20 protein-coding genes are annotated in these 22782 nt (G+C 60.4%); 12 read left to right on the forward strand and 8 right to left on the reverse strand.

Annotated elements, in window-relative coordinates:
• Positions 1-11 precede the first annotated feature (11 nt).
• Positions 12-458 (reverse strand): GNAT family N-acetyltransferase, encoded by a 447-nt coding sequence (locus tag QRN50_RS15635; protein ID WP_003401290.1) that lies wholly within the window; start codon positions 456-458, stop codon positions 12-14.
• A complete protein-coding gene (locus QRN50_RS15640) occupies positions 455-1093 on the reverse strand; it encodes an FMN-binding negative transcriptional regulator (protein WP_058399167.1) in 639 nt (212 codons plus the stop codon). Before QRN50_RS15640 ends, QRN50_RS15635 begins: the two co-directional genes overlap by 4 nt.
• A 90-nt stretch (positions 1094-1183) precedes the next feature.
• Between QRN50_RS15640 and pdxR the strand changes: the two genes are divergently transcribed.
• The 3 genes from pdxR to QRN50_RS15655 all read left to right on the forward strand — a co-directional run bounded on the left by pdxR (position 1184) and on the right by QRN50_RS15655 (position 5019).
• Positions 1184-2746 carry a MocR-like pyridoxine biosynthesis transcription factor PdxR gene (pdxR, locus tag QRN50_RS15645; RefSeq protein ID WP_096126705.1) on the forward strand — a complete coding sequence of 521 codons (1563 nt, stop codon included), beginning with the start codon at positions 1184-1186 and terminating at the stop codon, positions 2744-2746.
• A gap of 54 nt (positions 2747-2800) precedes the next feature.
• Positions 2801-4012 (forward strand): YeeE/YedE family protein, encoded by a 1212-nt coding sequence (locus QRN50_RS15650; RefSeq protein ID WP_003401285.1) that lies wholly within the window; start codon positions 2801-2803, stop codon positions 4010-4012.
• Positions 4013-4131: 119 nt separating this feature from the next.
• Positions 4132-5019, forward strand: a complete 888-nt coding sequence (locus tag QRN50_RS15655) for a bestrophin family protein (protein WP_003316074.1) — start codon at positions 4132-4134, stop codon at positions 5017-5019.
• Positions 5020-5074: 55 nt separating this feature from the next.
• On the opposite strand, the gene QRN50_RS15660 is transcribed toward QRN50_RS15655, so the two are convergent.
• The 3 genes from QRN50_RS15660 to aspA form a co-directional block, all read right to left on the reverse strand.
• A complete protein-coding gene (locus QRN50_RS15660) occupies positions 5075-6079 on the reverse strand; it encodes an asparaginase (RefSeq protein ID WP_096126704.1) in 1005 nt (334 codons plus the stop codon).
• Positions 6080-6108: 29 nt separating this feature from the next.
• Positions 6109-7560, reverse strand: a complete 1452-nt coding sequence (locus QRN50_RS15665) for an alanine/glycine:cation symporter family protein (RefSeq protein WP_032654703.1) — start codon at positions 7558-7560, stop codon at positions 6109-6111.
• Positions 7561-7841: 281 nt separating this feature from the next.
• Positions 7842-9266, reverse strand: a complete 1425-nt coding sequence (gene aspA, locus QRN50_RS15670; protein WP_024651546.1) for an aspartate ammonia-lyase — start codon at positions 9264-9266, stop codon at positions 7842-7844.
• Between the two features lie 318 nt (positions 9267-9584).
• Here aspA and QRN50_RS15675 point away from each other — a divergent pair, with 318 nt between their 5' ends.
• Positions 9585-10484 carry a LysR substrate-binding domain-containing protein gene (locus tag QRN50_RS15675; RefSeq protein ID WP_003401277.1) on the forward strand — a complete coding sequence of 300 codons (900 nt, stop codon included), beginning with the start codon at positions 9585-9587 and terminating at the stop codon, positions 10482-10484.
• Positions 10485-10534: 50 nt separating this feature from the next.
• Here QRN50_RS15675 and QRN50_RS15680 read toward each other — a convergent pair whose 3' ends face one another.
• Positions 10535-11149 (reverse strand): zinc metalloprotease, encoded by a 615-nt coding sequence (locus tag QRN50_RS15680; RefSeq protein ID WP_003401274.1) that lies wholly within the window; start codon positions 11147-11149, stop codon positions 10535-10537.
• A 360-nt stretch (positions 11150-11509) separates the two neighbouring features.
• On the opposite strand from QRN50_RS15680, the gene purE reads away from it, so the two are divergent.
• The 4 genes from purE (at position 11510) to QRN50_RS15700 (ending at position 14301) form a co-directional block, all read left to right on the forward strand.
• Positions 11510-12001: a 5-(carboxyamino)imidazole ribonucleotide mutase gene (gene purE / locus QRN50_RS15685; RefSeq protein WP_003340324.1), complete on the forward strand. Its 492-nt coding sequence runs from the start codon at positions 11510-11512 to the stop codon at positions 11999-12001.
• 9 nt (positions 12002-12010) lie between these two features.
• Positions 12011-13093: a 5-(carboxyamino)imidazole ribonucleotide synthase gene (locus QRN50_RS15690; protein ID WP_003401272.1), complete on the forward strand. Its 1083-nt coding sequence runs from the start codon at positions 12011-12013 to the stop codon at positions 13091-13093.
• A gap of 336 nt (positions 13094-13429) precedes the next feature.
• A complete protein-coding gene (locus tag QRN50_RS15695; RefSeq protein ID WP_003401269.1) occupies positions 13430-13675 on the forward strand; it encodes a GlsB/YeaQ/YmgE family stress response membrane protein in 246 nt (81 codons plus the stop codon).
• An 83-nt stretch (positions 13676-13758) separates the two neighbouring features.
• On the forward strand, positions 13759-14301 hold the full coding sequence (locus QRN50_RS15700) for a DUF3299 domain-containing protein (RefSeq protein WP_003401267.1): 543 nt from the start codon (positions 13759-13761) through the stop codon (positions 14299-14301).
• Positions 14302-14325: 24 nt separating this feature from the next.
• Here QRN50_RS15700 and QRN50_RS15705 read toward each other — a convergent pair whose 3' ends face one another.
• Together QRN50_RS15705 and QRN50_RS15710 are read right to left on the reverse strand one after the other, a co-directional pair.
• Positions 14326-15237 (reverse strand): D-hexose-6-phosphate mutarotase, encoded by a 912-nt coding sequence (locus QRN50_RS15705; RefSeq protein ID WP_003401266.1) that lies wholly within the window; start codon positions 15235-15237, stop codon positions 14326-14328.
• A 91-nt stretch (positions 15238-15328) separates the two neighbouring features.
• Positions 15329-15730 carry an acyl-CoA thioesterase gene (locus QRN50_RS15710; RefSeq protein ID WP_003316086.1) on the reverse strand — a complete coding sequence of 134 codons (402 nt, stop codon included), beginning with the start codon at positions 15728-15730 and terminating at the stop codon, positions 15329-15331.
• Positions 15731-16160: 430 nt separating this feature from the next.
• On the opposite strand from QRN50_RS15710, the gene QRN50_RS15715 reads away from it, so the two are divergent.
• The 4 genes from QRN50_RS15715 (at position 16161) to pstA (ending at position 22730) form a co-directional block, all read left to right on the forward strand.
• On the forward strand, positions 16161-17450 hold the full coding sequence (locus QRN50_RS15715) for an MFS transporter (RefSeq protein WP_011269391.1): 1290 nt from the start codon (positions 16161-16163) through the stop codon (positions 17448-17450).
• Positions 17451-17616: 166 nt separating this feature from the next.
• Positions 17617-18615: a phosphate ABC transporter substrate-binding protein PstS gene (locus QRN50_RS15720; RefSeq protein WP_011269390.1), complete on the forward strand. Its 999-nt coding sequence runs from the start codon at positions 17617-17619 to the stop codon at positions 18613-18615.
• A gap of 143 nt (positions 18616-18758) precedes the next feature.
• The gene (locus tag QRN50_RS15725) at positions 18759-21044 is read left to right on the forward strand and encodes an ABC transporter permease subunit (RefSeq protein ID WP_024661017.1); all 2286 of its coding nucleotides are present in this window, start codon (positions 18759-18761) and stop codon (positions 21042-21044) included.
• Positions 21045-21113: 69 nt separating this feature from the next.
• Positions 21114-22730: a phosphate ABC transporter permease PstA gene (pstA, locus tag QRN50_RS15730; RefSeq protein WP_173645876.1), complete on the forward strand. Its 1617-nt coding sequence runs from the start codon at positions 21114-21116 to the stop codon at positions 22728-22730.
• The last annotated feature ends 52 nt before the right edge of the window (positions 22731-22782 follow it).

Raw genomic sequence — 22782 nt, forward strand, 5'->3', positions numbered from 1 at the left:
CACTTACTGTTTCAGAGTGCTTTACGAAATTGTATGAGGCCGGGGCGTTCGGCGATTCGCTCGTACAACTGAATGGCCGTGGCGTTGGTTTCGTGGGTCAGCCAGTGCACCTTGTCGCAACCGTCTGCCTTGGAAGTGGCATAGACAAACTCGATCAGCTGCCTGCCGATGCCTGTCCCGCGTTGTTCGGGGGCGACGATCAGATCCTGCAGGTAACAGGCGTTGTTGATGCTCCAGTTGGAGCGATGGTAGATGAAGTTCACCATGCCCACCGCCTCGGCACCCCGCCAGGCGAGCGCCGAGTGAGTCGGCTCGTTCGGGTCCACAAGGCGTTGCCAGGTGTTCTCGCTGACGCCTTCGGCCAACTCGGTGTTGTAGAAGCGCAGGTAGGCCTGCCACAGAGGCAGCCACGCGTGATGATCGTCGACGGTAACGCGGCGAATCCGGATATCGGTCATGAGCTGCTCCCTTCGCTCATCAGGCGAGCGATGTGTTGGTCATTTGCATCCTGGCTTGCGGCAAGGCCGTCGCGCACACCGGCTATGTCCGCAGCGCTGCGATTCTGACTGAGTTTACGTTTGCCCTGCAGCCGCTGCACCGGAATGGAGAACCCGACAATCGCTCCGAGCATTTTTGCGATGTAGTCCGCCGGCGCATCATCAATGGACCAGGGTTGCGCCCGGCCGGATTCATGGCGATGGGTCAGGTCAGCCAGCAACTGATGCAATTGCGCAGCATCGGTAAAAACCTCGGCCTGCCCATAAGCATGCACGGCCACATAATTCCACGTGGGTACGACCTTGCCGTGCTCCCTCTTGCTCGGATAGAACGACGGGCTCACGTAGGCATCGCCGCCAGGAAAAATCACCAGTGCTTCGGCGCCGGCGCTCAATTGCTGCCACTGCGGATTGGCTTTGGCCAGATGCCCGTAAAGCGTGCCATACGAACCTTCATCGCGGCGCAACAGCAGCGGCAGGTGGGTCGCCTGCAATCCCTCTGCGCCGTCGGTGACCAGGATCGCCAGGCGCGTCTGCTCCATCTGCTGGTGCAGGCTCGGCGTGTCGTTATCGTTGAAAGCGGCAGGGATGTACATGGGGACTGTTCCTTGGCGAGTGACAGGATCGTAGGCAAGGCATTGGTCTGATGTAAGATCCATTTTTGATCATTTTAGCAGGGCCAATGCATGCCTGATCTCCCCGTTGCGTTTCCGTCCACCCTTACTGGTATCGCGCTGAACCCGAATCAGGGCCTGAGCAAGCAGCTTTATGGCCTGTTGCGCCAGCAGGTCCTTGATGGGCGTCTGAGCGGCGGCACGCGTCTGCCAGCCAGTCGCGATCTGGCGCATTCACTGGGCATCTCCCGTAACAGCGTGATCCGCGCCTATGACCAGCTGTATGCCGAGGGTTTCATCGAAGGACGCGTTGGCGACGGTACCTATGTTGCGCAGCTAGCGGAACCAGGCGCTGCGTCTCGGCGTGCGAGCCGTAAAAAACTATCCACCAACTTACCCACAGGTGTATCCACAGGGTTACGCACAGGTTTGTCCACAATCGCGGCTGAAATGCCGTCGGATGCCTGCTGTGAAGTTATCCACAGCCCGGCACTGGCGCTGCTCGAAAAACATCATCTGCATGAACCTCCGGCGGGTCAGCCACGAGCCTTTCGGGTAGGCGTTCCGGCGTTCGATCTTTTCCCCTTTGCCTTGTGGGGCAAGCTGTACGCCGCTTTTTGGCGCAAGCCGGACCTTGCCCAGCTCGGTTATGGGTCGGCAGCGGGAGACTCGCGGCTACGTGAACTGATTGCGGTCTACCTGCGCTCATCGCGTGGGCTGCAGTGCAGTGCTGAGCAAATTGTGATCACCAGCGGCGCACAGCATGCGATCAGCCTTTGTGCACAGTTGCTTCTTGCCCCGGGCGAGGGCGTTGCCGTGGAGAATCCGGGGTATCGGGCGGCCGGTCATGCGTTTGCACTGGCAGGTGCTCGATTGCACGGCGTGGCTGTGGATAACGAGGGCATGCGTTGCGCCGACCTTGAGCAGGCAGACTGTCGGCTGGCCTACGTGACGCCTTCACACCAATACCCGACCGGCGTGGTGATGAGCCTGGCGCGGCGCCTGGAATTGCTGGCCTGGGCCGAGAAGCACAAGGGCTGGATCGTCGAGGATGATTACGACGGTGAGTATCGCTACAGCGGTTCACCCTTGGCGCCCTTGGCTGCGCTCGACCGCAACGCACGTGTGCTGTACGTCGGGACGTTCGGCAAAATCGCCTTTCCGGCGCTGCGCCTCGGGTACCTGGTTTTGCCAGAGCCACTGGTGCCGGTGTTCAGCCAGCGCAAGGCCGTGGACATGCGTCATACCGAAATAGGGGTTCAGGCGGTCATGGCGCAATTCATTGCGTCGGGTCATTTTCAACGACACATACGTCGCATGCGGCGCGCGGCGCTCGGTCGTCGCAATGTGCTGCTGGATAACTGGCCTGCGGATATCCCGGGATGCTCGGCAATGCCCCGAGTGGTTGCCGGGCTGCATGTCATGGTCAAGGTCGACAGCGTGGCGCGCGAGCAGGCGCTGATTGCCAAGGCCAATGGCGTCGGTGTCGAAATGAATGCCCTGAGTGATTACTGGCTGCCTGACTCCACCGAGCCTGTGGATAACCGCGCCGGGCTGGTACTGGGCTTTGCCGCAGTACCCGAGGACGAAATGGTCGAGGCATTGAACAGGCTGCGCGAGGCCTGGTCCGAGTAGTCCCGTTGGCAGGCGTATAATCTGCGCTTTCTGTTACCTGTCCTTGAGATACCCATGAACAACTCTCTTACTGCAACACCCGGACGCAAGTTCGGCGCGCCGCTGGCTGCGCTGTTCCTGCTGCTGATGGGCGCCCAGTTCCTTCTGCTCAGTGTCGGCACCCGCCAAGTGATGCTGTGGATCGTCGGCGCGGCGTTGGGCGTAACGCTGTATCACGCGGCATTCGGTTTCACCTCGGCGTGGCGGGTGTTCATCCGCGAGCGGCGGGGTGCTGGCCTGCGCGCGCAAATGGTCATGCTGGCGGTCGCTGTGGTGCTGTTTTTCCCGGCACTCGGTGCGGGCACGCTGTTCGGCCAGCCAGTCACCGGCCTGGTTGCGCCTGCCGGGGTTTCGGTCGTCGTCGGCGCGTTCATTTTCGGCATCGGCATGCAGCTGGGCGGTGGCTGTGCGTCCGGCACACTGTTCACTGCCGGTGGTGGCAACGCGCGGATGCTGGTGACGCTGCTGTTTTTCATCCTCGGCTCACTGATTGCCACCCATCACGTCGACTGGTGGTTTGCCCTGCCTTCGTTCCCGGCGGTGTCGGTGGTCAAGACCTTCGGCGTGCTGCCTGCGCTGCTGGTCAATCTGGCGCTGTTCGGCTTGATCGCGCTGGTGACCGTCAAGCTCGAAAAGCGCCGTCACGGCCAGCTTGAAGTGCCGCCAGCCACGGACCATCGTGGCCTGAGTCGCGTGCTGCGCGGGCCGTGGATTCTGGTCTGGGGCGCTGTCGCGCTGGCACTGCTCAATTACGCAACGCTGGCGTTGGCCGGTCGCCCGTGGGGCATCACCTCGGCGTTCGCGCTGTGGGGCGCGAAAGCGGCCAGTGGTCTGGGCGTGGACGTCGGCAGTTGGGTATTCTGGCAAAGCGCTGCGAACGCCAAGGCGCTGGCTGCTCCGGTGTGGGAAGACATCACCAGTGTGATGGACATCGGCATCATGCTCGGTGCCTTGCTGGCGGCAGGCCTGGCGGGTCGTTTTGCGCCCAGCCTCGACATCCCCACGCGCTCTCTGGTGGCGGCAGTCATCGGTGGCTTGTTGCTCGGCTACGGCTCGCGCCTGGCCTACGGCTGCAACATCGGTGCGTACTTCAGCGGCATTGCCTCCGGCAGCCTGCACGGCTGGCTGTGGCTGGTGGCGGCCTACGCCGGTAACGTGATCGGTGTCCGCCTGCGGCCGGTTTTCTTCACCGGCGAGCGTCCGCAGGTGGCCCTGAGCGGCTGCTGAAAACGTCCGAAACCCCGAGATAAGCGGGCCGCTTGCGAACCAACTGCCGGTTTCGTATTCAAAGGCCATGCGGTAACTGTGCGTATGCGGTTCGCTTATTTTTCGATGGGGTGGTTCTTTTGCAGCAAACGATCATTTCGAAAATCCGTTTTCTCGGCAAGACCATCGGCTATGTAGGATGGTCGCTTTTCTGGCTGTTGATCTGGGACGTGATTGTCACGGTCGACTTCATGCTCTACCTGGAACGCAAGATCACCTTGCCGTCCATGCCGTTGACCCTGCTGGGCTCGGCGCTGGTGGTGCTGACCAGCTTTCGCAATTCAAGTGCCTATAACCGCTGGTGGGAAGCCAGGACGCTGTGGGGTGCGCTGGTCAACAGTTCACGCAGCTTCGCTCGGCAAGTGCTGACGCTGGTCGAGGATGACGACGGGATCAACCCGGTCAAGGCCACGCTGTTGCGTCGTCACGTCGCCTATGTGAAGTGCCTGTCTGCGCACCTGAAGGGCGCCAAGTGTGGTGACGAGGTGCAGATGCTGATCCCTCGCGAGGAATTCGAACGTCGTCACGACACCAACAATTTTCCTAACGACCTGCTCAATACGTCGGCGGCGCTGTTGGCCAAGGAGTATCAGGCCGGGCGGCTCGACAGCATTCGTCTGGCGCGTCTGGAGTCGACCATGGTGGATATCTCCAATTGTCAGGGCGGCATGGAGCGTATTGCCAATACACCGTTGCCTTATCCGTACGTGGCCTTTCCGCGCCTGTTCATCACGCTGTTCTGTCTGATCGTACCGATTGGCCTGGTGGAGACCCTTGGCTGGTTCACGCCACTGGCGTCGACGGTGGTGGGTTTCATGCTGTTGGCGATCGAGAAGATCGGCACCGACCTGCAGAGCCCGTTCCGTGCCAGTGAACATGAGATTCAGATGACGGCGTTGTGCGAAAACATCGAGCGCAATCTGGATTCGATGCTCAGGGGCGCGCAGGAAGAATGCAAGGCTTCATGAAGGGGTGAGGCGTCGCGCGAGTGCGTGACGCCTCGGGTAAAGCAGAGGCAGCCGCTTAACGCAGCTCGCCGCACAGGTCCAGTTCGACCAGGCGGCGGACCTCTTCGGTCGTCAGGCCGGCGCCCAGCAGCGCATGCAGTTTGCCGAGCGCTGCTTCACGGGTCATGCCACCACCGGAGAGCACGCCTGCACTGCGCAGACGGCTGCCCGCTTCGTAGACATCAAGTTCGACACCGCCCTCATGGCACTGGGTAATCGCTACCACACAGATACCCAGCGCTCGTGCGTTCTCCAGACTGGCCAGAAATTGCGGATCGTCACTGGGGCCGGTGCCGCTGCCGAAGCATTCGAGCACCAGACCGCGGATACCACTGTTGATCAGACCGTCCAGCTGGGCAGCACCGACACCGGGAAACAGCGGCAATACCGCCACCTCTGTAAGTGTCTTGGTCTGGCGATAGTTCAATGCGTCAGGGAGCGAAATCACCGCATGGCCACCCCGCGAGCGTTGCAGCGGTGCGAAGGGTTGACGACCGAAGCTGCGAATTTTCGCGCAGCGTACGGGTGTCATCAGTTGCCCGTGGAAATACAGCTGAACGCCTGACACCAGACCCGAACCCAGCGCCAGCAGAGCGCCGTTGACGTTTTCCCAGGCATCGCTGTCCTGCACGCCGGCAGGCAGCATCGAACCGGTGAACAGCACCGGCGCGCTGAACCCCAACAACTGGAAGCACATCGCCGCTGCGCTGTACGCCAGGGTGTCGGTGCCATGCAGGACCAGCACCGCATCGCAGCCGTCGACCTCAACCGCCTCGATCACCGCCGCGCGCAGGCGCAGCCAGTAGGAAGGCGTCATGTTGGCGCTGTCGATCAGCGGCGACATCTCGCGAAAGCGCCACTGCGGCACCACCAGTTCCGGGTGCTCGGCCAGTTGCCCGGCCATTCGCGCTTCGAAACCTGAGGCCGGTGCCAGGCCGTTGGCGCTGGCCTGCATGCCGATGGTGCCGCCGGTGTAAAGAACCATCACGCGTTGGGCGGGTTGTTGTGCGTCATCAGGCATGGCTCTTCTCCGGCGTAGTGTCGCGGTGGTTATCGTGCTTCGGGCGCAGGCTTGGCTGCCGCTTCGGCATCCTGCGTCGACTGACGGGTCGGATTGGCTGGCCATGCGTTGCGGTCCAGGTCCAGATCAGGGAACTGACTGGAATCGAACACCGGCGTCTTGACCCCGGCCCGACGTTGCGCATCGTAGTCATTCAAAATGCGCTTGACGACTTTGAACAGCATGGCGAGGGCGATCAGGTTGACGAACGCCAGCATGGTCATGGTGATGTCGGCGAATGCCAGTACATCTTTCAGGTCGACGACGGCACCCCACATGATCAATACCAGTACCGCGATGCGGTAGATGATGATGGTCTGCATCTTCTCGCCAAACAGGAACCGCAGGCTGTTTTCGCCCAAGTAGTAGTTGTAGAGAATCGAGGTGAAGACGAACAGTGCCAGCGCTACGCTGATAAACACCCGGCCCCAGTCTCCGACCACGGCTGCCAGCGAGTTCTGTGCCAGAACGATGCCGTTGCCGTCGTAGCCGATGTCGTAGATACCGGACAGAAGAATCAGCAAGGCGGTGCAGGTGCAGATCACGAAGGTGTCGAGGAACACGCTGAACGCCTGAACCACGCCCTGTGCCACCGGGTGCTCGACCTGTGCCACGGCAGCCACGTTGGGCGCACTGCCCAGACCGGCTTCGTTGGCGAAGACGCCACGTTTGACGCCCATCACGATCGCGCTGCCGATCAGGCCGCCGAAGACCGGATCAAGGCCGAAGGCGCTTCTGACGATCGTCATAAGCATGCCGGGAACGTGGTCGATCTGCAGGACGATGACGTAGATGGTGACCGCGATGTAGATCAGGGTCTTGACCGGAACCAGCAGGTCGGAAATCGCCGCGATACGCTTGATGCCGCCGACGAACGCCAGGCCCAGCAGCACGACCAGGCAGATGCCGGTGGTTCGGGTGTCGACGTTGAACGCGCTTTTCAGCGAGTCGGTCACAGCGTGCGATTGCAGGCCGTTGAAAGCAAAACCGAAGGTCACCAGCAGCAGTACGGCCATGACCATGCCCAGCCAGCGCTTGCCCAGACCGTGCTGGATGTAGAACGCCGGACCGCCACGGAACTGGCCTTCGGAATCCTTGCGCTTGTAGAGCTGAGCGAGTGAACACTCGATGAAGCTGCTGGCCATGCCGACCAGTGCGGTCACCCACATCCAGAACACGGCACCCGGCCCGCCGAGCGTCACGGCAATGCCGACGCCTGCGATGTTACCGGCACCGACGCGGCCCGCCAGGCTGAGCATCAGGGCCTGAAACGAACTCAACTGACCCGCGCTGCTGCGCAGACTGTCGCGAAAAACCGAGAACATGTGGAAAAAGTGTCGAAACTGAACGAAACGCGAGCGGATCGTGAAGTAACTACCCAGGCCTACGATAAGGACGATCAGTACCTTACCGGAGAGAAAGTCGTTAATCATTTCCAGCATTTTTGTTATTCCTCGCTACTTTTGAGGGGGCGCACTATACCGGTGCAAAGTTTTTACGTCTGTAGTCGCTTTCTTGGACGGCTGATTCTTCATTCGCGACGATGAATGAATACTTCCACGGATGGCTCCGCAAAAGTAGGGTGCCGAAGGCTCTGGGTCCAGTGTCGGAGCCCTTTGCTGCAGGCAAAAAAAAGGGTCTGGAGAATCACTCCCAGACCCTCAAAAAATTGAGGGGTGTCTAGGCCCTCAATCTGGTGAGCAGGTTGCGCAGGTCATTCCTGTCAGGCCTTCAAGGGGGCCAGACGCGGAGCGATCATGTTTTCCGGGCGCAGGATGTCGTCGAGCATGGCGTCGTCGAGCAGACCTTCCTCACGCACCAGTTCCAGCACGCCGCGGCCGGTTTCCAGCGCGATGCGGGCGATACGGGTGGAGTTCTCGTAACCGATGTAAGGGTTCAGGGCGGTGACCAGACCGATCGAATGCTCGACCAGCTCGCGGCAGCGCTGTTCGTTGGCCGTGATGCCGACGATGCAGTGCTCGCGCAGCATGTCCATGGCACGTTGCAGCAGGCGGATCGAGTCGAAGATCTTGTAGGCGATCAGCGGCTCCATCACGTTGAGCTGCAATTGTCCGCCTTCGGCAGCCATGGTCAGCGACAGGTCGTTGCCGATGATTTCGAAAGCCACCTGATTGACCGCTTCCGGGATCACCGGGTTGACCTTGCCGGGCATGATCGAGCTGCCAGGCTGGCGTGCCGGCAGGTTGATTTCGTTGATGCCGGTACGCGGGCCGCTGGACAGCAGACGCAGGTCGTTGCAGATTTTCGACAGCTTGACCGCAGTACGCTTGAGCATGCCCGAGAACAGCACGAAGGCGCCCATGTCGGAGGTCGCTTCGATCAGGTCGGCGGCGGGCACCAGAGGCTGTCCGCTGATGAGCGCCAGACGATCGACCGCCAGCTTCTGATAGCCGGGGTCGGCGTTGATGCCGGTACCGATGGCGGTTCCGCCCAGGTTCACTTCGGTCAACAGCTCGGGGGCCAGGCTGCGCAGGCGGTTGAGGTCTTCGGTCAGGGTGGTGGCGAAGGCGCGGAATTCCTGACCCAGAGTCATCGGAACGGCGTCCTGCAACTGGGTGCGGCCCATCTTCAGCACGTGGTTGAATTCTTCGCCCTTGGCGGCGAACGCCTGAATCAGGCTGGACAGGCTGGCGAGCAGGGCGTCGTGACCCAGCAGCAGACCCAGACGGATCGCAGTGGGGTAGGCGTCGTTGGTCGACTGCGCCATGTTGACATCGTTGTTGGGGTGCAGGTGTTTGTATTCGCCTTTCTCGAAACCCATGGTTTCCAGAGCGATGTTGGCGATGACTTCGTTGGCATTCATGTTGGTGGACGTGCCAGCGCCGCCCTGGATCATGTCGACCACGAACTGATCATGGAAGTCGCCGCGGATCAGGCGCGCGCAGGCCTCGCTGATGGCCGCATGCTTGGCGGCATTGAGGTGTCCAAGCTGATGGTTTGCATCCGCCGCCGCCTGCTTGACCATGGCCAGCGCCACTACCAGTTTCGGGTAGTGCGAAAGTGGCACGCCGGAGAGGTGAAAGTTGTTCACCGCTCGCAGGGTCTGGATGCCGTAATAAGCGTTGGCAGGTACTTCGAGAACACCAAGCAGGTCTTTTTCGATGCGCGATGATGCAGGCGAGGACATGATAAAAAAAGTCTCAAAAAAGGCACGGACAATGCCGGAACGCCACGAATAGTGGGCTTGCCGTCCTCGGTTGACCAATGCTGTTAAACGCTGGCCTATGCAATAACGGCATAATCAGGGCGTGACCTGGATTCCGTTCAGTGCGTAAAGGGGGCAAAATGTCGCACCGGCACGTTTCTTCGGTCGTTCCTCCAGAGCCGTCCAGGCATGTATCCGCGGCGCTTCGCCGGTCGTCCCACTGGAGCGATTCAAACCGGGTGTTTGCAGGGCATGCGCAATGGCCTGTCGAGGCCGTCATCCATTGTCCGGGAGGACCTGATGAATCTGGAAAGCAAATGGCTGGAGGATTTCAGCGCCCTGGCCGCCACTCGCAGCTTTTCTCAGGCCGCCGAGCGTCGCTTCGTGACCCAGCCGGCATTCAGCCGGCGGATTCGCAGTCTGGAGTCGGCGCTGGGGCTGACGCTGGTCAATCGCTCGCGTACCCCCATCGAGCTGACCGCCGCCGGACAATTATTTCTGGTTACGGCCCGCACGGTGGTTGAGCAACTGGGCGAAGTCGTGCGCCATCTGCATCACTTGGAAGGTGGGCAGGGCGAGGTGATGCAGGTAGCTGCGGCGCATTCGCTGGCGCTGGGGTTCTTTCCGCGCTGGATCGCCCAGTTGCGCAACGAGGGGCTGAACATTGCGACCCGTCTGGTGGCGACCAACGTCGGTGATGCGGTGCATGCGTTACGTGAAGGTGGCTGTGACCTGATGCTGGCGTTCTACGATCCCGATGCCGCGCTGCAGATGGACGCGGAAATCTTCCCCTCGCTGCATCTGGGGCATACCGAGATGTTGCCGGTCTGTGCCGCCGATGCCGAGGGGCGACCGTTATTCGATATGGAAGGTGAGGGCAGTGTGCCGCTGCTTGCCTACAGCACCGGGGCCTTTCTCGGACGCTCGGTGAACCTGTTGCTGCGTCAGCGCAATCTGCGCTTCACCACGGTCTACGAAACGGCGATGGCTGACAGCCTGAAAAGCATGGCGCTTGAAGGTCTGGGCATCGCCTGGGTGCCGCAACTGAGTGTGCGCGCCGAACTGGCGCGCGGTGAGCTGGTGGTGTGTGGCGGACCGCAATGGCATGTGCCGCTGGAGATCCGCCTGTACCGTTGCGCATTGGTGCGCAAGGCCAATGTGCGTCTGCTTTGGCGCAAGCTTGAGAGTGCGGCTTCGTAGGACGAGGCAAGCGTGGCCTGGCGTGTGAGGCATAACGTCAGGCCGATTGCTCAGCGAACAGACAGGTTGTCGACGTATTTGCGGATCAGTTCCTTGTTGGCGTCGCTGAAGTAATAGCAGGGGATAATCGATGTAGTGGAGTTTTCCCACATTGTCGTCTGGCATGGAAAACCGGTTGCAGCCTCATGTTCAGCACCAAACAGGTGACCGACCTCATGTGGCAGCGTGTTGTAATCTTTAAGGGACGCCATTGCGACGTTATGGCTCGTTGCCGTGACGCCGTGTACTGTCCCGTTGATTTTATTGGAAGTGATCAGCACATATTTATGCCGCTCCGAAGGGCGCGGCAGGTTCTTTGCGTTTGCATATTCGATGCTCTCCCTGGACAACCGGTAGAGCACAGTGTCCAGCTTCTCCCCGCGATAGGCGAAGTTTGTCAGGCCCGGTTCGTTTTCGATGAACGTGACCGTTGTCCTGCGCCCGGTGATTTCCTCCAGCTGAGCGAGCAGGGGATTCAAGTAGCTGTCCGCCAGTTCAGCGCGTTCATGTTTTGTAAGTTGATCGTGCATGATCAGGAACAGTCCCAGATTGGGACCGCCGGCGCTGGCAAACGGCAGGTAAAAAAAGACGGCCAGTGACAGCCAGATTTTCAGTGTGTTCTTCATGGGTACGTTCTCATCCTTGAGCGTCAGGTTAAATAGCGACTTCAAATGTCGACGAGGCAGTTAAACAAATACTGTTTGTGTCTGACAGTCGCACTCTGCGCCTGACACGGTAGGGCATGGGCTGTCATGACGTAAGATGCACAGGCTCCCTTGGGGACTGCAGGCACTGTCTGCGTCGACGTCTTGCAGGGCTGCTGACAGAAGGTGATTGCAGGTGCTTTAAACGCCCCACTTTGCGGTATACTGCGCGGCCTTTGGCCGGTTAAATCGGTCATTATTCGTACAACAAGCCACGCCGGTTCCCCCGCGTGGCTTGTTGTTTTCAGACGCGCCTGCGGGCGCCCGATGAGAGGCACGACGATGAGCGCACTGGTTGGCGTGATCATGGGCTCCAAGTCCGATTGGTCCACCCTTAGCCACACCGCCGATATGCTGGAAAAGCTCGGCATCCCTTTTGAAGTCAAGGTGGTGTCAGCTCACCGCACACCGGATCTGCTGTTTCAGTACGCCGACGAAGCGGAAGGCCGTGGCATTGAAGTGATCATCGCCGGTGCCGGCGGTGCCGCTCACTTGCCGGGCATGTGCGCTGCCAAGACCCACCTGCCTGTGCTGGGTGTTCCGGTGCAGTCGTCGATGCTTTCGGGGGTCGATTCGCTGTTGTCGATCGTGCAGATGCCGGCCGGTATCCCGGTCGCGACCCTGGCCATCGGCAAGGCGGGTGCAATCAACGCAGCGCTGCTTTCAGCCAGCATCCTTGGCGCAAAGCACCCGCAATTCCACGCAGCGCTGAAGAAATTTCGCACTGAACAGACAGACAGCGTCCTGGATAATCCAGACCCACGCCACGCCTGAGGTTTTTCCATGAAGATCGGTGTAATCGGTGGCGGCCAGCTGGGCCGCATGTTGGCATTGGCAGGTACGCCGCTGGGCATGAACTTCGCCTTTCTCGATCCCGCGCCGGACGCCTGTGCTGCGGCACTTGGCGAGCATCTGCGTGCCGATTACGGCGATCTGGATCATCTGCGTCAGTTGGCGGATGAAGTCGATCTGGTGACCTTCGAGTTTGAAAGCGTTCCCGCCGAGACCGTGGCGTTTCTGTCACAGTTCGTACCGGTCTATCCGAGCGCCGAGGCGTTGCGCATTGCGCGTGATCGCTGGTTCGAAAAGAGCATGTTCAAGGACCTGGACATCCCGACGCCGGCATTCGCCGATATCCAGTCGCAGGCCGACCTGGATGCCGCGGTAGCCAGCATCGGTCTGCCTGCCGTGCTCAAGACCCGCACCCTGGGTTATGACGGCAAGGGCCAGAAGGTCCTGCGTTCGGCGGCCGATGTGGTCGACACATTCGCCGAGCTGGGCAGCGTGCCCTGCCTGCTGGAGGGTTTCGTGCCGTTCAGCGGTGAAGTGTCGTTGATTGCCGTGCGTGCGCGTGATGGCGAGACCCGGTTCTACCCGCTGGTGCACAACACGCATGACAGCGGCATCCTGCGTCTGTCCATCGCCAGCACCGATCATCCTTTGCAGTCACTGGCCGAGGACTACGCCGGCCGCGTTCTGAAGCAGCTGGATTACGTGGGTGTGCTGGCATTCGAATTCTTTGAAGTCGACGGTGGCCTGAAAGCCAACGAGATCGCGCCGCGCGTGCACAACTCCGGTCACTGGACCACCGAAGGCGCCGAGTGCAGCCAGTTCGAAAACCACCTGCGTGCGGTTGCCGGTCTGCCGCTGGGCTCTACGGCCAAGGTCGGTGAAAGCGCCATGCTCAACTTCATCGGTGAAGTGCCCGCAGTGGACAAGGTCATCGCGGTCGAAGACTGCCATCTGCATCACTACGGCAAGGCCTTCAAGGCTGGCCGCAAGGTAGGACACGCCACGGTCCGCAGCGTAGACCGCGCAACGCTGGATCGTCAGGTGAAGTTGGTAGAGTCGCTGATCAAGGGCTGATCCGGCCCACGGCTAGCGTGCCGATGCTCCGCGTTGGCATGCAGTTCTCGACACTCCGCGTCCTTTTGCGACGCGGAGCGTCGAGAACTGCATTCCCACGCAGAGCGTGCGGAACGAGCGTTTTGAACTGTCGTGCCTATGCTTCTGCGTTGCAGCGCCGTTCGAGACGCCTGGCCTCAGCTCAGGTCGGTTCAGCCCCGTCATTCATGAAGAATTCTCCACCTCGACTCAAACTCGCCATCGCGCCGGAACCATTCCCTGTCGCTGTTCTCAGATAGCAGTAGGTCGGGGCTGCTATTAGCCCGGGCATATTCACTTAATACAGAGGGAAATGGCATGGGTATCATTGGAACCATCTTTATCGGCCTGATCGTTGGTCTGTTGGCTCGCTTTCTGAAGCCGGGCGACGACAGCATGGGCTGGATCATGACCATCGTGCTGGGTATCGCCGGTTCGCTTGCAGCCACTTACGGTGGTCAGGCGCTGGGTATCTATCAGGCAGGCGAGGGTGCAGGTTTCCTCGGCGCGCTGGTAGGTGCAATCATCCTGCTGGTTATCTACGGCATGATCAGAAAGAAATAACGCTTATGCGTCAGCCCTCTGTTTTACAGTGCGCAGAGGGCTAGAATGCTCGGCAACTTTCCACCCCTTTGCCGAGCTTTATCATGCGTCGCTTCCTGTTGATGACTCTTCTGCTGTTATCCGCGCTCTCCGGTCCCGCACTCGCCCAGTTGCCGGAAACCGACTGGCTTGAGCTGATGCCCAAGTCCGATCAAAAAGCCCTCGAAGCCATGCCCGAGATTGACCACAATTCTCCGGAAGCCATGGGCACGTTCGACAGCAAGGGTGGGCTGAAGCAGAGCAAGGGTCTGCCAGCAGTCATGTATTCGACCAAAACCGTCCCGGCAATGAATGGCAAGACGATTCGTCTCGGCGGCTACCCTGTGCCTCTCGAAACCGATGCCAAGGGCCGCAGTACGCTGTTCTTCATCGTGCCTTACCCAGGCGCCTGCATCCACGTTCCGCCACCGCCGCCCAACCAGCTGGTGCTGGTGCGTTACCCCAAGGGTCTGAAACTGGATGATATCTACACACCACTGTGGGTAGAAGGCACCCTGAAAATCGAGAAGGTCAGTAATGACCTTGCCGATGCGGCGTATGCGATGGACGCGTCAAAGGTCCGTGTGGTGGTTGAGTCGGACCTTTGATGGGCTTGATCGATTACTGATCGATCAGAGCGCTTCGCTCCAGATACTCACACCCAGCACATGCATCTGGTCCGGTGCCAGCGTGACCACGTCGTCCAGCACGTTGGCGGTTTCGACGCAGACCATGCGCTGCCAGCCGTCTGCTGCCATGTCGGTGAACTTGCCGGTCTTTTCGATCCACGGGTTCCACAGGATGGCTGAGTTCGAGCCCGTGCTGCGGATGTGGATGCGTCGCTGCCACTCGGGGTCAACGATGCTGAGCACGCCCGGCGTGTCCTTGTAGATGCGGTCGGTTTCGCCTGTGAAGGTCAGGTCGCCGCTCTGCTCGCGTTCTTCCCAGTTTGCCAGGGTTTCGATGTAACGCAGGCCGTCGAGCCCTTCGACACTGACCTGACGTACGTCGCTAACGGCGAAATAGGTGTGCAGTGCCTGGCTGATCACTACTGGCTCAGTGCCGCAGTTGTAGCTGACCAGACTGACATTCAGTGCGTGGTCCAGACGAATGCTCAGTTTCAGGGCGACGTTGTGCGGCCAGCCAGGCAAGTGGCCTTCGGCTTCGGGAAGCACGAACTCCACCAGCAGTGCGTCGCCATCTGCGCCAATACCCAGCAACTGCCAGTCCAGCGCCCGCACTTCGCCATGCGCCTTGGCAGGTTCGCTGCTGTCGCGCATTGCCTGCACGCTTTGCGGGTTGCGCTCCAGGTTACCGAACCACGGCCAGCAGATCGGCATGCCGGCACGAATGGGTTTGCCGCGTTTGAAAACCGCCTCTTCGTTCAGCCACACCAGCGGCGGCTGCCCGGCCACTTGATAGCTGAGGATGTGTGCGCCTTGTTGCGCAACCAGCAGCTCTGCTTCGCCGTGGCAAATACGCCAGCAGTTCAGCTCATCGTAAAGGATGGATTCAACGGTGGGTTCAACCGGGGATGTTGGCATGCAAAGTTCTCACTCAATGACCGTGACGAAAATAGACCGCTTCACGCTCGGTGAGTTTACCCGTGCAGCCAATCCATGACCGAACGACAATTTACCGTCGCGCAGGAACCGAGCGCGTCCGGCCGCTGGCATCTATGGCCACGAACACGAACGCAGCCTCGGTGACCTTGCGCCATTCGCTGGTGAGCGGGTCGTCGCTCCACACTTCGACCATCATCTTGATCGAGGTGCGTCCGACTTCGAGGGTGCGGGTGTAGAAGGAAAGCTGTTCGCCGACTGCGACCGGGACAAGAAACGCCATGCGATCGATGGCGACGGTCGCCACACGGCCACCCGCGACTTTGCTGGCCATCGCTGTGCCTGCCAGGTCCATCTGGGACACCAGCCAGCCGCCAAAAATGTCGCCAAAGCCATTGGTTTCGCGGGGAAGGGCGGTGATTTGCAGTGCAAGGTCGCCTTGCGGGGTTGGGTCTTCTTGTTCGAGCTCGATCATGCCTAGGGTGCCTCTGACCCATGACTCTCATTATTGTATGTCGCGGTTAACAGGTGCCATTCAAAACCATGAGCATGAACATTATGTGTTCAGCGCCGGTGTGGCCCAAAGGGAAACTCTGCGAAACCCGCTGATTCAGACGTTTTCGCACAGCTTCCCAAGGCTGTTGACGACTTGCGAGTATATCGGGCGTTGCGTCATAGAACGACCGTGGGTCTTCATTTTGTGTCAGTGGCAGTTCTGCCATGTGTTTTTTGTAGCAATTTGCTATCTTGCTGGACCTCTACAGGTGACAAGACTGCCTGTACACGCAATTTTGGTGCCTATCTGCACCGTTGCTCCCGACAATCGCTTCTGCACGGCACCCCGCAGCAGCCAGCGTTGCTGTCGCTCGCCCCTTTTCAAAGAACACGTAAAGAGAAGCCTTGTCATGTCATCTGTTCCTCCAAGTTCCACGCAGCCTGCGCGGCCTCTGACTCGCAGCGATTACAAAACCCTGTCGCTGTCGGCTCTGGGTGGTGCGCTGGAGTTCTACGACTTCATCATTTTCGTGTTTTTCGCGGCGGTGGTCGGCAAACTGTTTTTCCCGGTGGATATGCCCGACTGGCTGCGCATGATGCAGACGTTCGGCATTTTCGCCGCCGGTTATCTGGCGAGGCCTCTGGGCGGCATTATCATGGCGCACTTCGGCGATCTGCTGGGGCGCAAGAAAATGTTCACGCTGAGCATTTTCATGATGGCGGTGCCGACCCTGATCATGGGTCTGCTACCGACCTACGCACAGATCGGCATGTGGGCGCCGATTCTGCTGCTGTTGATGCGCGTCATTCAAGGTGCCGCCATTGGCGGTGAAGTGCCGGGCGCCTGGGTGTTCGTGTCCGAGCATGTGCCTGCACGTCGTGTCGGCTATGCCTGCGGCACCCTGACCGCCGGCCTGACAGCGGGCATCCTGCTGGGCTCGCTGGTCGCCACGGCGATCAACAGCATCTACACCCCGGTCGAGGTATCGGATTACGCATGGCGTATCCCTTTCCTGCTGGGTGGCGTGTTCGGTCTGATGTCGGTGTATCTGCGCCGCCTGCTGCATGAAACGCCGGTCTTCGCCGAGCTGCAACTGCGCAAGGCACTGGCCGAGGAAGTGCCGCTCAAGGCGGTGCTGCGCGATCATCGTGGCGCCGTTGCGCTGTCGATGCTGATGACCTGGTTGCTGTCTGCCGGGATCATCGTGGTGATCCTGATGACGCCGACCATTCTGCAGACCATTTATGGCTTTCCGGCTGCTACGGCGCTGAAAGCCAACAGCTTGGCCATTGTCTTCCTGAGCGTGGGCTGTATCGCCGCGGGCGCACTGGCGGATCGCTTCGGCGCAGGCTGGGTGTTTCTGCTGGGCAGCGCAGGTCTGCTGATCAGTTCCTGGACGTTCTATCACATCCTCGGCAGCCATCCGGAAGTGCTGTTCCCGCTGTATGCGGTGACTGGCCTGTTCGTCGGTACGATCGGCGCAGTTCCCTACGTCATGGTCAAGGCGTTCCCGCCTGTGGTGCGCTTCTCGGGGCTGTCGTTCTCCTACAACCTGGCGTATGCGATCTTCGGCGGTCTGACGCCGATGGTCGTGACCTTCATGCTCAAGAGCAGTCCGATGGGGCCGGCGTGGTACGTCGCGATCCTCTGCGGCCTGGGCATGGCCATCGGTGCGTTCTTGCTGAGCCGAAAGCGTTGATCATCGCCCACTGTTGAATCGCTCTGGCACCGCTACAGCCAAAGGCTATCTACCTGCACAGGTCGATAGCCTTTTCATCTTATTGTCATAATCAATTCATAGAGTAGTCACAAGACTGGCCAAAAAAGGCTCGTGGACACCGACACACCCTGCCAGGAGCGCAAGGATGACACTCAAGCGTTTGATGACTGCACTGATCCTGGTTGCCGCCGGAGTGACGGCAGCCAATACGCTGGCTGCGGTCGACCCTGCCATCAAGGCCTATACCAAGACCTCCGGTGTGTCGGGCAATCTCTCCAGTGTCGGCTCCGATACCCTGGCAAATCTGATGACATTGTGGGCCGAGGCCTACAAGAAAGAATACCCGAGCGTGAACATCCAGATCCAGGCGGCCGGCTCCTCCACGGCGCCACCCGCGCTGACCGAGGGCACGGCCAATCTGGGCCCGATGAGCCGCAAGATGAAAGACGGCGAGTTGTCGGCTTTCGAGCAGAAACATGGCTACAAGCCGACCGCGATTCCGGTCGCGGTGGACGCCCTGGCGGTTTTCGTGCACAAGGACAACCCGATCAAGGGCCTGACCCTGCAGCAAGTGGACGCGATCTTTTCCGCGACCCGCCTGTGCGGTGCCAGGGCAGATGCGAAAACCTGGGGTGATGTCGGTGTGACCGGCGATCTGGCAGGCAAACCGATCCAGTTGTTCGGTCGTAACTCGGTGTCGGGCACTTACGGTTACTTCAAGGAAGAAGCCCTGTGCAAAGGCGACTTCAAGGCCAACGTCAACGAGCAGCCCGGCTCTGCTTCGGTAGTCAGCGCGATCAGCAATTCGCGTAACGGCATCGGTTACTCGGGGATCGGTTACAAGACATCCAACGTCAGGGCTGTTGCGCTGGCGAAGAAGGAAGGGGGCGAGTTTGTCGAAGACAGCGAAGCCAATACCCTGAACGGCAGTTATCCACTGTCGCGCTTTCTTTATGTGTATGTGAACAAGGCGCCGAACCAGCCCTTGGCGCCGCTGGAAGCCGAGTTCGTGAAACTGGTGCTGTCGAGACAGGGCCAGGAAGTAGTGATGAAGGACGGTTACATCCCGCTGCCTGCGCGTGTCGTGGAAAAGACGCTGGCCGATCTTGGCCTGCAGGGCGCGAGCGGCGTGGCGTTAAAGTAATCGCGTACGCGTTGGGGCGAGGCTCGATGGACTGGCCTGCACACAAAATTGAACAGTCCGCCGCCGGTTGCGCAGGCAGCGGGCTTTCTTGCGTCACCTTTCTGTAATGTTTCTGTCATACAAGGCGTCTACGGTGTGTGCGCATGAATGAGCTGTTCAAATCGACGATGGACCAGAATTCGCCTCCGGCGCGTATTGATTTCAATACGCCCGCGATGGTGCGAAAGCGTCGTGTCCGTGCGTTGAAGGATCGTCTCACTCATTGGTACGTCGCCATTGGTGGCCTTGCCGTGCTGGCGGCCATCACGCTGATCTTCTTCTACCTTGCCTATGTCGTTGCGCCGCTTTTCAAAGGCGCCAGCCTGACCGCCGAGCCTGCGCTGAATGCCGCCTGGCTGCAGGACGCTGGTGCGCCGCTGATGATCACCATCGAAGAGCAGAACCAGATCGGCATGCGCATTTCCGACAAGGGCGAAGTGGTCTTTTTCAACCTCGAGGACGGCGCAGAGCTGCAGCGCATTGCCTTGCCGCTTCCCGCGGGCGTGTCCGTCGCGTCCATCGGCAAGGACCAGCCCGGCGCGCCATTGATAGCCCTGGGCTTGTCCAACGGTCAGGTGCTGGTGTTCAGGCACTCGTACCTGACGACCTACCCGAACGATCAGAAAACCATCACCCCGAGCGTGGCCTGGCCCTACGGCGAAGCGCCCCTGGTACTGGATGAGGCCGGGCGTGCGGTCGAGCATGTCACCGTCAGCTCCGATGGCGACAGCCTGAAGCTGGCAGGGGCGACCGGCACTCAGTTGCATGTCGTCTCGCTCGAACAGAAAGAAAACATGATGACCGGCGAGATGACCCGCGAGCAGACGCGCATCGAATTGCCGCAGATGTCTGCTGTAGTCAAGGCGATCTACATCGACCCGCGCCAGCAATGGTTGTATGTCATCAACGGGCGCGCGCAGGCGGATGTGTTCAGCCTGCGCGATCGCAGCCTCAATGGCCGCTATAAATTGCTGGAAGACGGCAACGCCGAGATCACGGCGAGCGCTCAACTGGTCGGCGGCATTTCGCTGATCATCGGCAACTCCAAGGGCAGCCTGTCCCAGTGGTTCATGGCCCGTGGCACCGACGGTGAGCAGCGCCTGATGCGCATCCGCGATTTCGGCCTGGGCAGCGCACCTATCGCGCAGATCAAGGCCGAGCAGCGCCGCAAGGGCTTCATCGCTCTGGATACTTCCGGCAAGCTGGGCGTATTCCACAGCACTGCGCACCGCACCCTGTTGATCGACCAGGTTGCCGAGGGGCCCGGCATTCTGGCGTTGTCGCCACGCGCCAACCGGATTCTGATCGAGAGCGCTGGCAAGCTGCTGCCGCTGACGCTGGACAACCCACACCCGGAAGTCTCCTGGAGTTCGCTGTGGGGCAAGGTCTGGTACGAGAATTACGATGAGCCCAAGTACATCTGGCAGTCCACGGCCTCCAACTCCGACTTCGAGCCCAAGCTGAGCCTGGCACCGTTGACCTACGGCACGCTGAAAGCGGCGTTCTACGCCATGTTGCTGGCCGCGCCGCTGGCCGTGGCTGCGGCGATCTATACCGCCTACTTCATGGCCCCGGGCATGCGCCGCAAGGTCAAGCCGGTGATCGAATTGATGGAAGCGATGCCGACGGTGATTCTCGGCTTTTTTGCCGGATTGTTTCTGGCCCCGTATCTGGAAGGGCATCTGCCCGGCATTTTCAGTGTGCTGCTGCTCACGCCGATCGGCATTTTGCTGGCGGGCTTTTTCTGGACCCGCGTGCCTGATTCGCTTCGCCTGCGTATTCCCGATGGCTGGGAAAGCGCGATCCTGATTCCTGTCGTGCTGTTGGTGGGCTGGTTCTCGTTGAGCATGAGCCCGCACCTGGAGAGCTGGTTCTTCGCCGGGGACATGAGCACCTGGATTCGCGACCACCTGGGTATCACCTACGATCAGCGCAATGCGCTGGTGGTCGGTATCGCCATGGGGTTCGCAGTGATCCCCAACATTTATTCGATTGCCGAAGATGCGGTGTTCAGCGTGCCGCGCAGCCTGACGCTGGGTTCGCTGGCACTGGGCGCAACGCCGTGGCAGACCCTGACGCGGGTGGTGATCCTGACCGCCAGCCCTGGCATCTTTTCCGCCTTGATGATCGGCATGGGCCGGGCCGTGGGGGAAACCATGATTGTGCTGATGGCGACCGGCAATACGCCGATCATGGACATGAACCTGTTTGAAGGCATGCGTACGCTGGCGGCGAATGTCGCGGTGGAGATGCCGGAGTCGGAAGTGGGCGGCAGCCATTATCGGGTGCTGTTTCTGGCGGCGTTGGTGCTGTTGATGTTCACCTTCGTGATGAACACCCTCGCAGAGCTGATTCGTCAGCGTCTGCGCAAGCAATACTCGTCGCTGTAAGGAAGGTAGGCGTTGGTGAAGCGGAACTCCCTCAGGAACTGGTTCAAAAGTGGCGCCCCCGGCGTCTGGATGAGTGCGGGTGCCGTATCCATCGCTGTGATCATGACCATCGGCCTGTTGGCGGTGATCGCCGTGCGCGGCCTTGGGCATTTCTGGCCCGCCGATCTGGTGAGCGCGCAGTACGCGGTACCCAATCAGGAATCGAGTGTTCTGGTCGGTGAACGGGTCGAGCAGGAGCAGGTACCTCGTGCGCGCCTGAAAAGCGCGGGCCTGCCGGTGCCTGATCAGGGGCCGGAGTTCATGACCCGTGAGCTGTACAAGGTCGGCAATCGGGATATCAACCCCAGTGACTTCAACTGGGTGGTAGGCGAATGGCTGACCGGGCAGAGCCGGCCTGCAGACCTGATGACGCTGGAGCGTCGCGAGTGGGGCAATTTCTACGGCTATCTGGTCAACGTCAAGGAGGGCGGACGCATCGTGGCCGAAGGCGAGGCGGCCTGGCCGGTCCTGCAAGAGCGCATCAAACGCGTCGAAAAGCTGGCTGACGAACTCTATACCCTGGAAAAGAAAGACATTGGTGCCATCAATCACAGCATCGAGCGCCTGCGTCTGCAGGCCCGCAAGCTGGAGCTCGATGGCCGGCTGGATGCCGCCGCGCAAGCGGACATGGCCGCCGAGCGTGCCGAGCTGGATGCGCGTTACAAGGTGATCGAGGCGCGTCTTGACGGGCTGCACCAGGCCTTTGATCGCGACAGCCTGACCGCGCGTGATGGCAGCGGCAAAGAGATCGAACTCAGCCTGGGCAAAGTGGTGCGTGCCTATCAGCCCAATGCGATGGGCACGGTGACCAAGCTCGGCTTCTACTTCGAGAAGCTGTGGGAGTTTCTCAGTGCCGATCCACGCGAAGCCAACACCGAAGGCGGTATCTTCCCGGCGATCTTCGGCACGGTGATGATGACCCTGATCATGGCCGTGATCGTCACGCCGTTCGGTGTGCTGGCGGCGGTCTACCTGCGTGAGTACGCGCGTCAGGGGCCGGTGACCCGGTTGATTCGCATCGCGGTGAACAACCTCGCCGGTGTGCCTGCGATTGTCTACGGCGTGTTCGGCCTGGGCTTTTTCGTCTATGTACTTGGCGGTTCGGTGGATCGGCTGTTCTTTCCTGAAGCGCTGCCGGCTCCGACGTTCGGCACGCCTGGCCTGTTATGGGCCTCGCTGACCCTGGCACTGCTCGCCGTGCCGGTGGTGATTGTGGCAACCGAAGAAGGGCTGGCGCGCATTCCGCTGACCCTGCGTGAAGGTTCGCTGGCACTGGGTGCAACCAAGGCCGAGACGCTGTGGAAGATTGTGTTGCCGATGGCTAGCCCGGCAATGATGACCGGGCTGATTCTCGCGGTGGCGCGTGCCGCCGGGGAAGTTGCGCCCTTGATGCTGGTGGGCGTCGTCAAGCTGGCGCCGTCACTGCCGCTGGACGGCAACTATCCTTATCTGCACCTCGATCAGAAGATCATGCACCTGGGTTTCCACATTTACGATGTCGGCTTCCAGAGCCCCAACGTCGAGGCAGCCCGCCCGCTGGTCTATGCCACCGCACTGCTGCTGGTACTGGTCATCGCCTTGCTCAATCTGTCGGCGGTGAGCATCCGTAACCATTTGCGGGAAAAGTACAAGGCGCTCGACAATTGATTCCGAATTCGCCCTTTGGCAAACGCGGCCGTTCGATGACGCGAACCGTTCG

It is taken from the genome of Pseudomonas sp. MEJ108 (assembly GCF_030208985.1).
GTDB lineage: Bacteria > Pseudomonadota > Gammaproteobacteria > Pseudomonadales > Pseudomonadaceae > Aquipseudomonas > Aquipseudomonas fragariae.

Coding starts and splice junctions, on each gene's coding strand:
- QRN50_RS15635 (WP_003401290.1), bottom strand. CDS start 458: ATGACCGATATCCGGATTCGCCGCGTTACCGTCGACGATCATCACGCG.
- pstA (WP_173645876.1), top strand. CDS start 21,114: ATGAGTGCGGGTGCCGTATCCATCGCTGTGATCATGACCATCGGCCTG.
- QRN50_RS15715 (WP_011269391.1), top strand. CDS start 16,161: ATGTCATCTGTTCCTCCAAGTTCCACGCAGCCTGCGCGGCCTCTGACT.
- aspA (WP_024651546.1), bottom strand. CDS start 9,266: ATGTCCTCGCCTGCATCATCGCGCATCGAAAAAGACCTGCTTGGTGTT.
- QRN50_RS15705 (WP_003401266.1), bottom strand. CDS start 15,237: ATGCCAACATCCCCGGTTGAACCCACCGTTGAATCCATCCTTTACGAT.
- QRN50_RS15650 (WP_003401285.1), top strand. CDS start 2,801: ATGAACAACTCTCTTACTGCAACACCCGGACGCAAGTTCGGCGCGCCG.
- QRN50_RS15680 (WP_003401274.1), bottom strand. CDS start 11,149: ATGAAGAACACACTGAAAATCTGGCTGTCACTGGCCGTCTTTTTTTAC.
- purE (WP_003340324.1), top strand. CDS start 11,510: ATGAGCGCACTGGTTGGCGTGATCATGGGCTCCAAGTCCGATTGGTCC.
- QRN50_RS15665 (WP_032654703.1), bottom strand. CDS start 7,560: ATGCTGGAAATGATTAACGACTTTCTCTCCGGTAAGGTACTGATCGTC.
- QRN50_RS15640 (WP_058399167.1), bottom strand. CDS start 1,093: ATGTACATCCCTGCCGCTTTCAACGATAACGACACGCCGAGCCTGCAC.
- QRN50_RS15695 (WP_003401269.1), top strand. CDS start 13,430: ATGGGTATCATTGGAACCATCTTTATCGGCCTGATCGTTGGTCTGTTG.
- QRN50_RS15720 (WP_011269390.1), top strand. CDS start 17,617: ATGACACTCAAGCGTTTGATGACTGCACTGATCCTGGTTGCCGCCGGA.
- QRN50_RS15710 (WP_003316086.1), bottom strand. CDS start 15,730: ATGATCGAGCTCGAACAAGAAGACCCAACCCCGCAAGGCGACCTTGCA.
- pdxR (WP_096126705.1), top strand. CDS start 1,184: ATGCCTGATCTCCCCGTTGCGTTTCCGTCCACCCTTACTGGTATCGCG.
- QRN50_RS15660 (WP_096126704.1), bottom strand. CDS start 6,079: ATGCCTGATGACGCACAACAACCCGCCCAACGCGTGATGGTTCTTTAC.
- QRN50_RS15675 (WP_003401277.1), top strand. CDS start 9,585: ATGAATCTGGAAAGCAAATGGCTGGAGGATTTCAGCGCCCTGGCCGCC.
- QRN50_RS15690 (WP_003401272.1), top strand. CDS start 12,011: ATGAAGATCGGTGTAATCGGTGGCGGCCAGCTGGGCCGCATGTTGGCA.
- QRN50_RS15725 (WP_024661017.1), top strand. CDS start 18,759: ATGAATGAGCTGTTCAAATCGACGATGGACCAGAATTCGCCTCCGGCG.
- QRN50_RS15700 (WP_003401267.1), top strand. CDS start 13,759: ATGCGTCGCTTCCTGTTGATGACTCTTCTGCTGTTATCCGCGCTCTCC.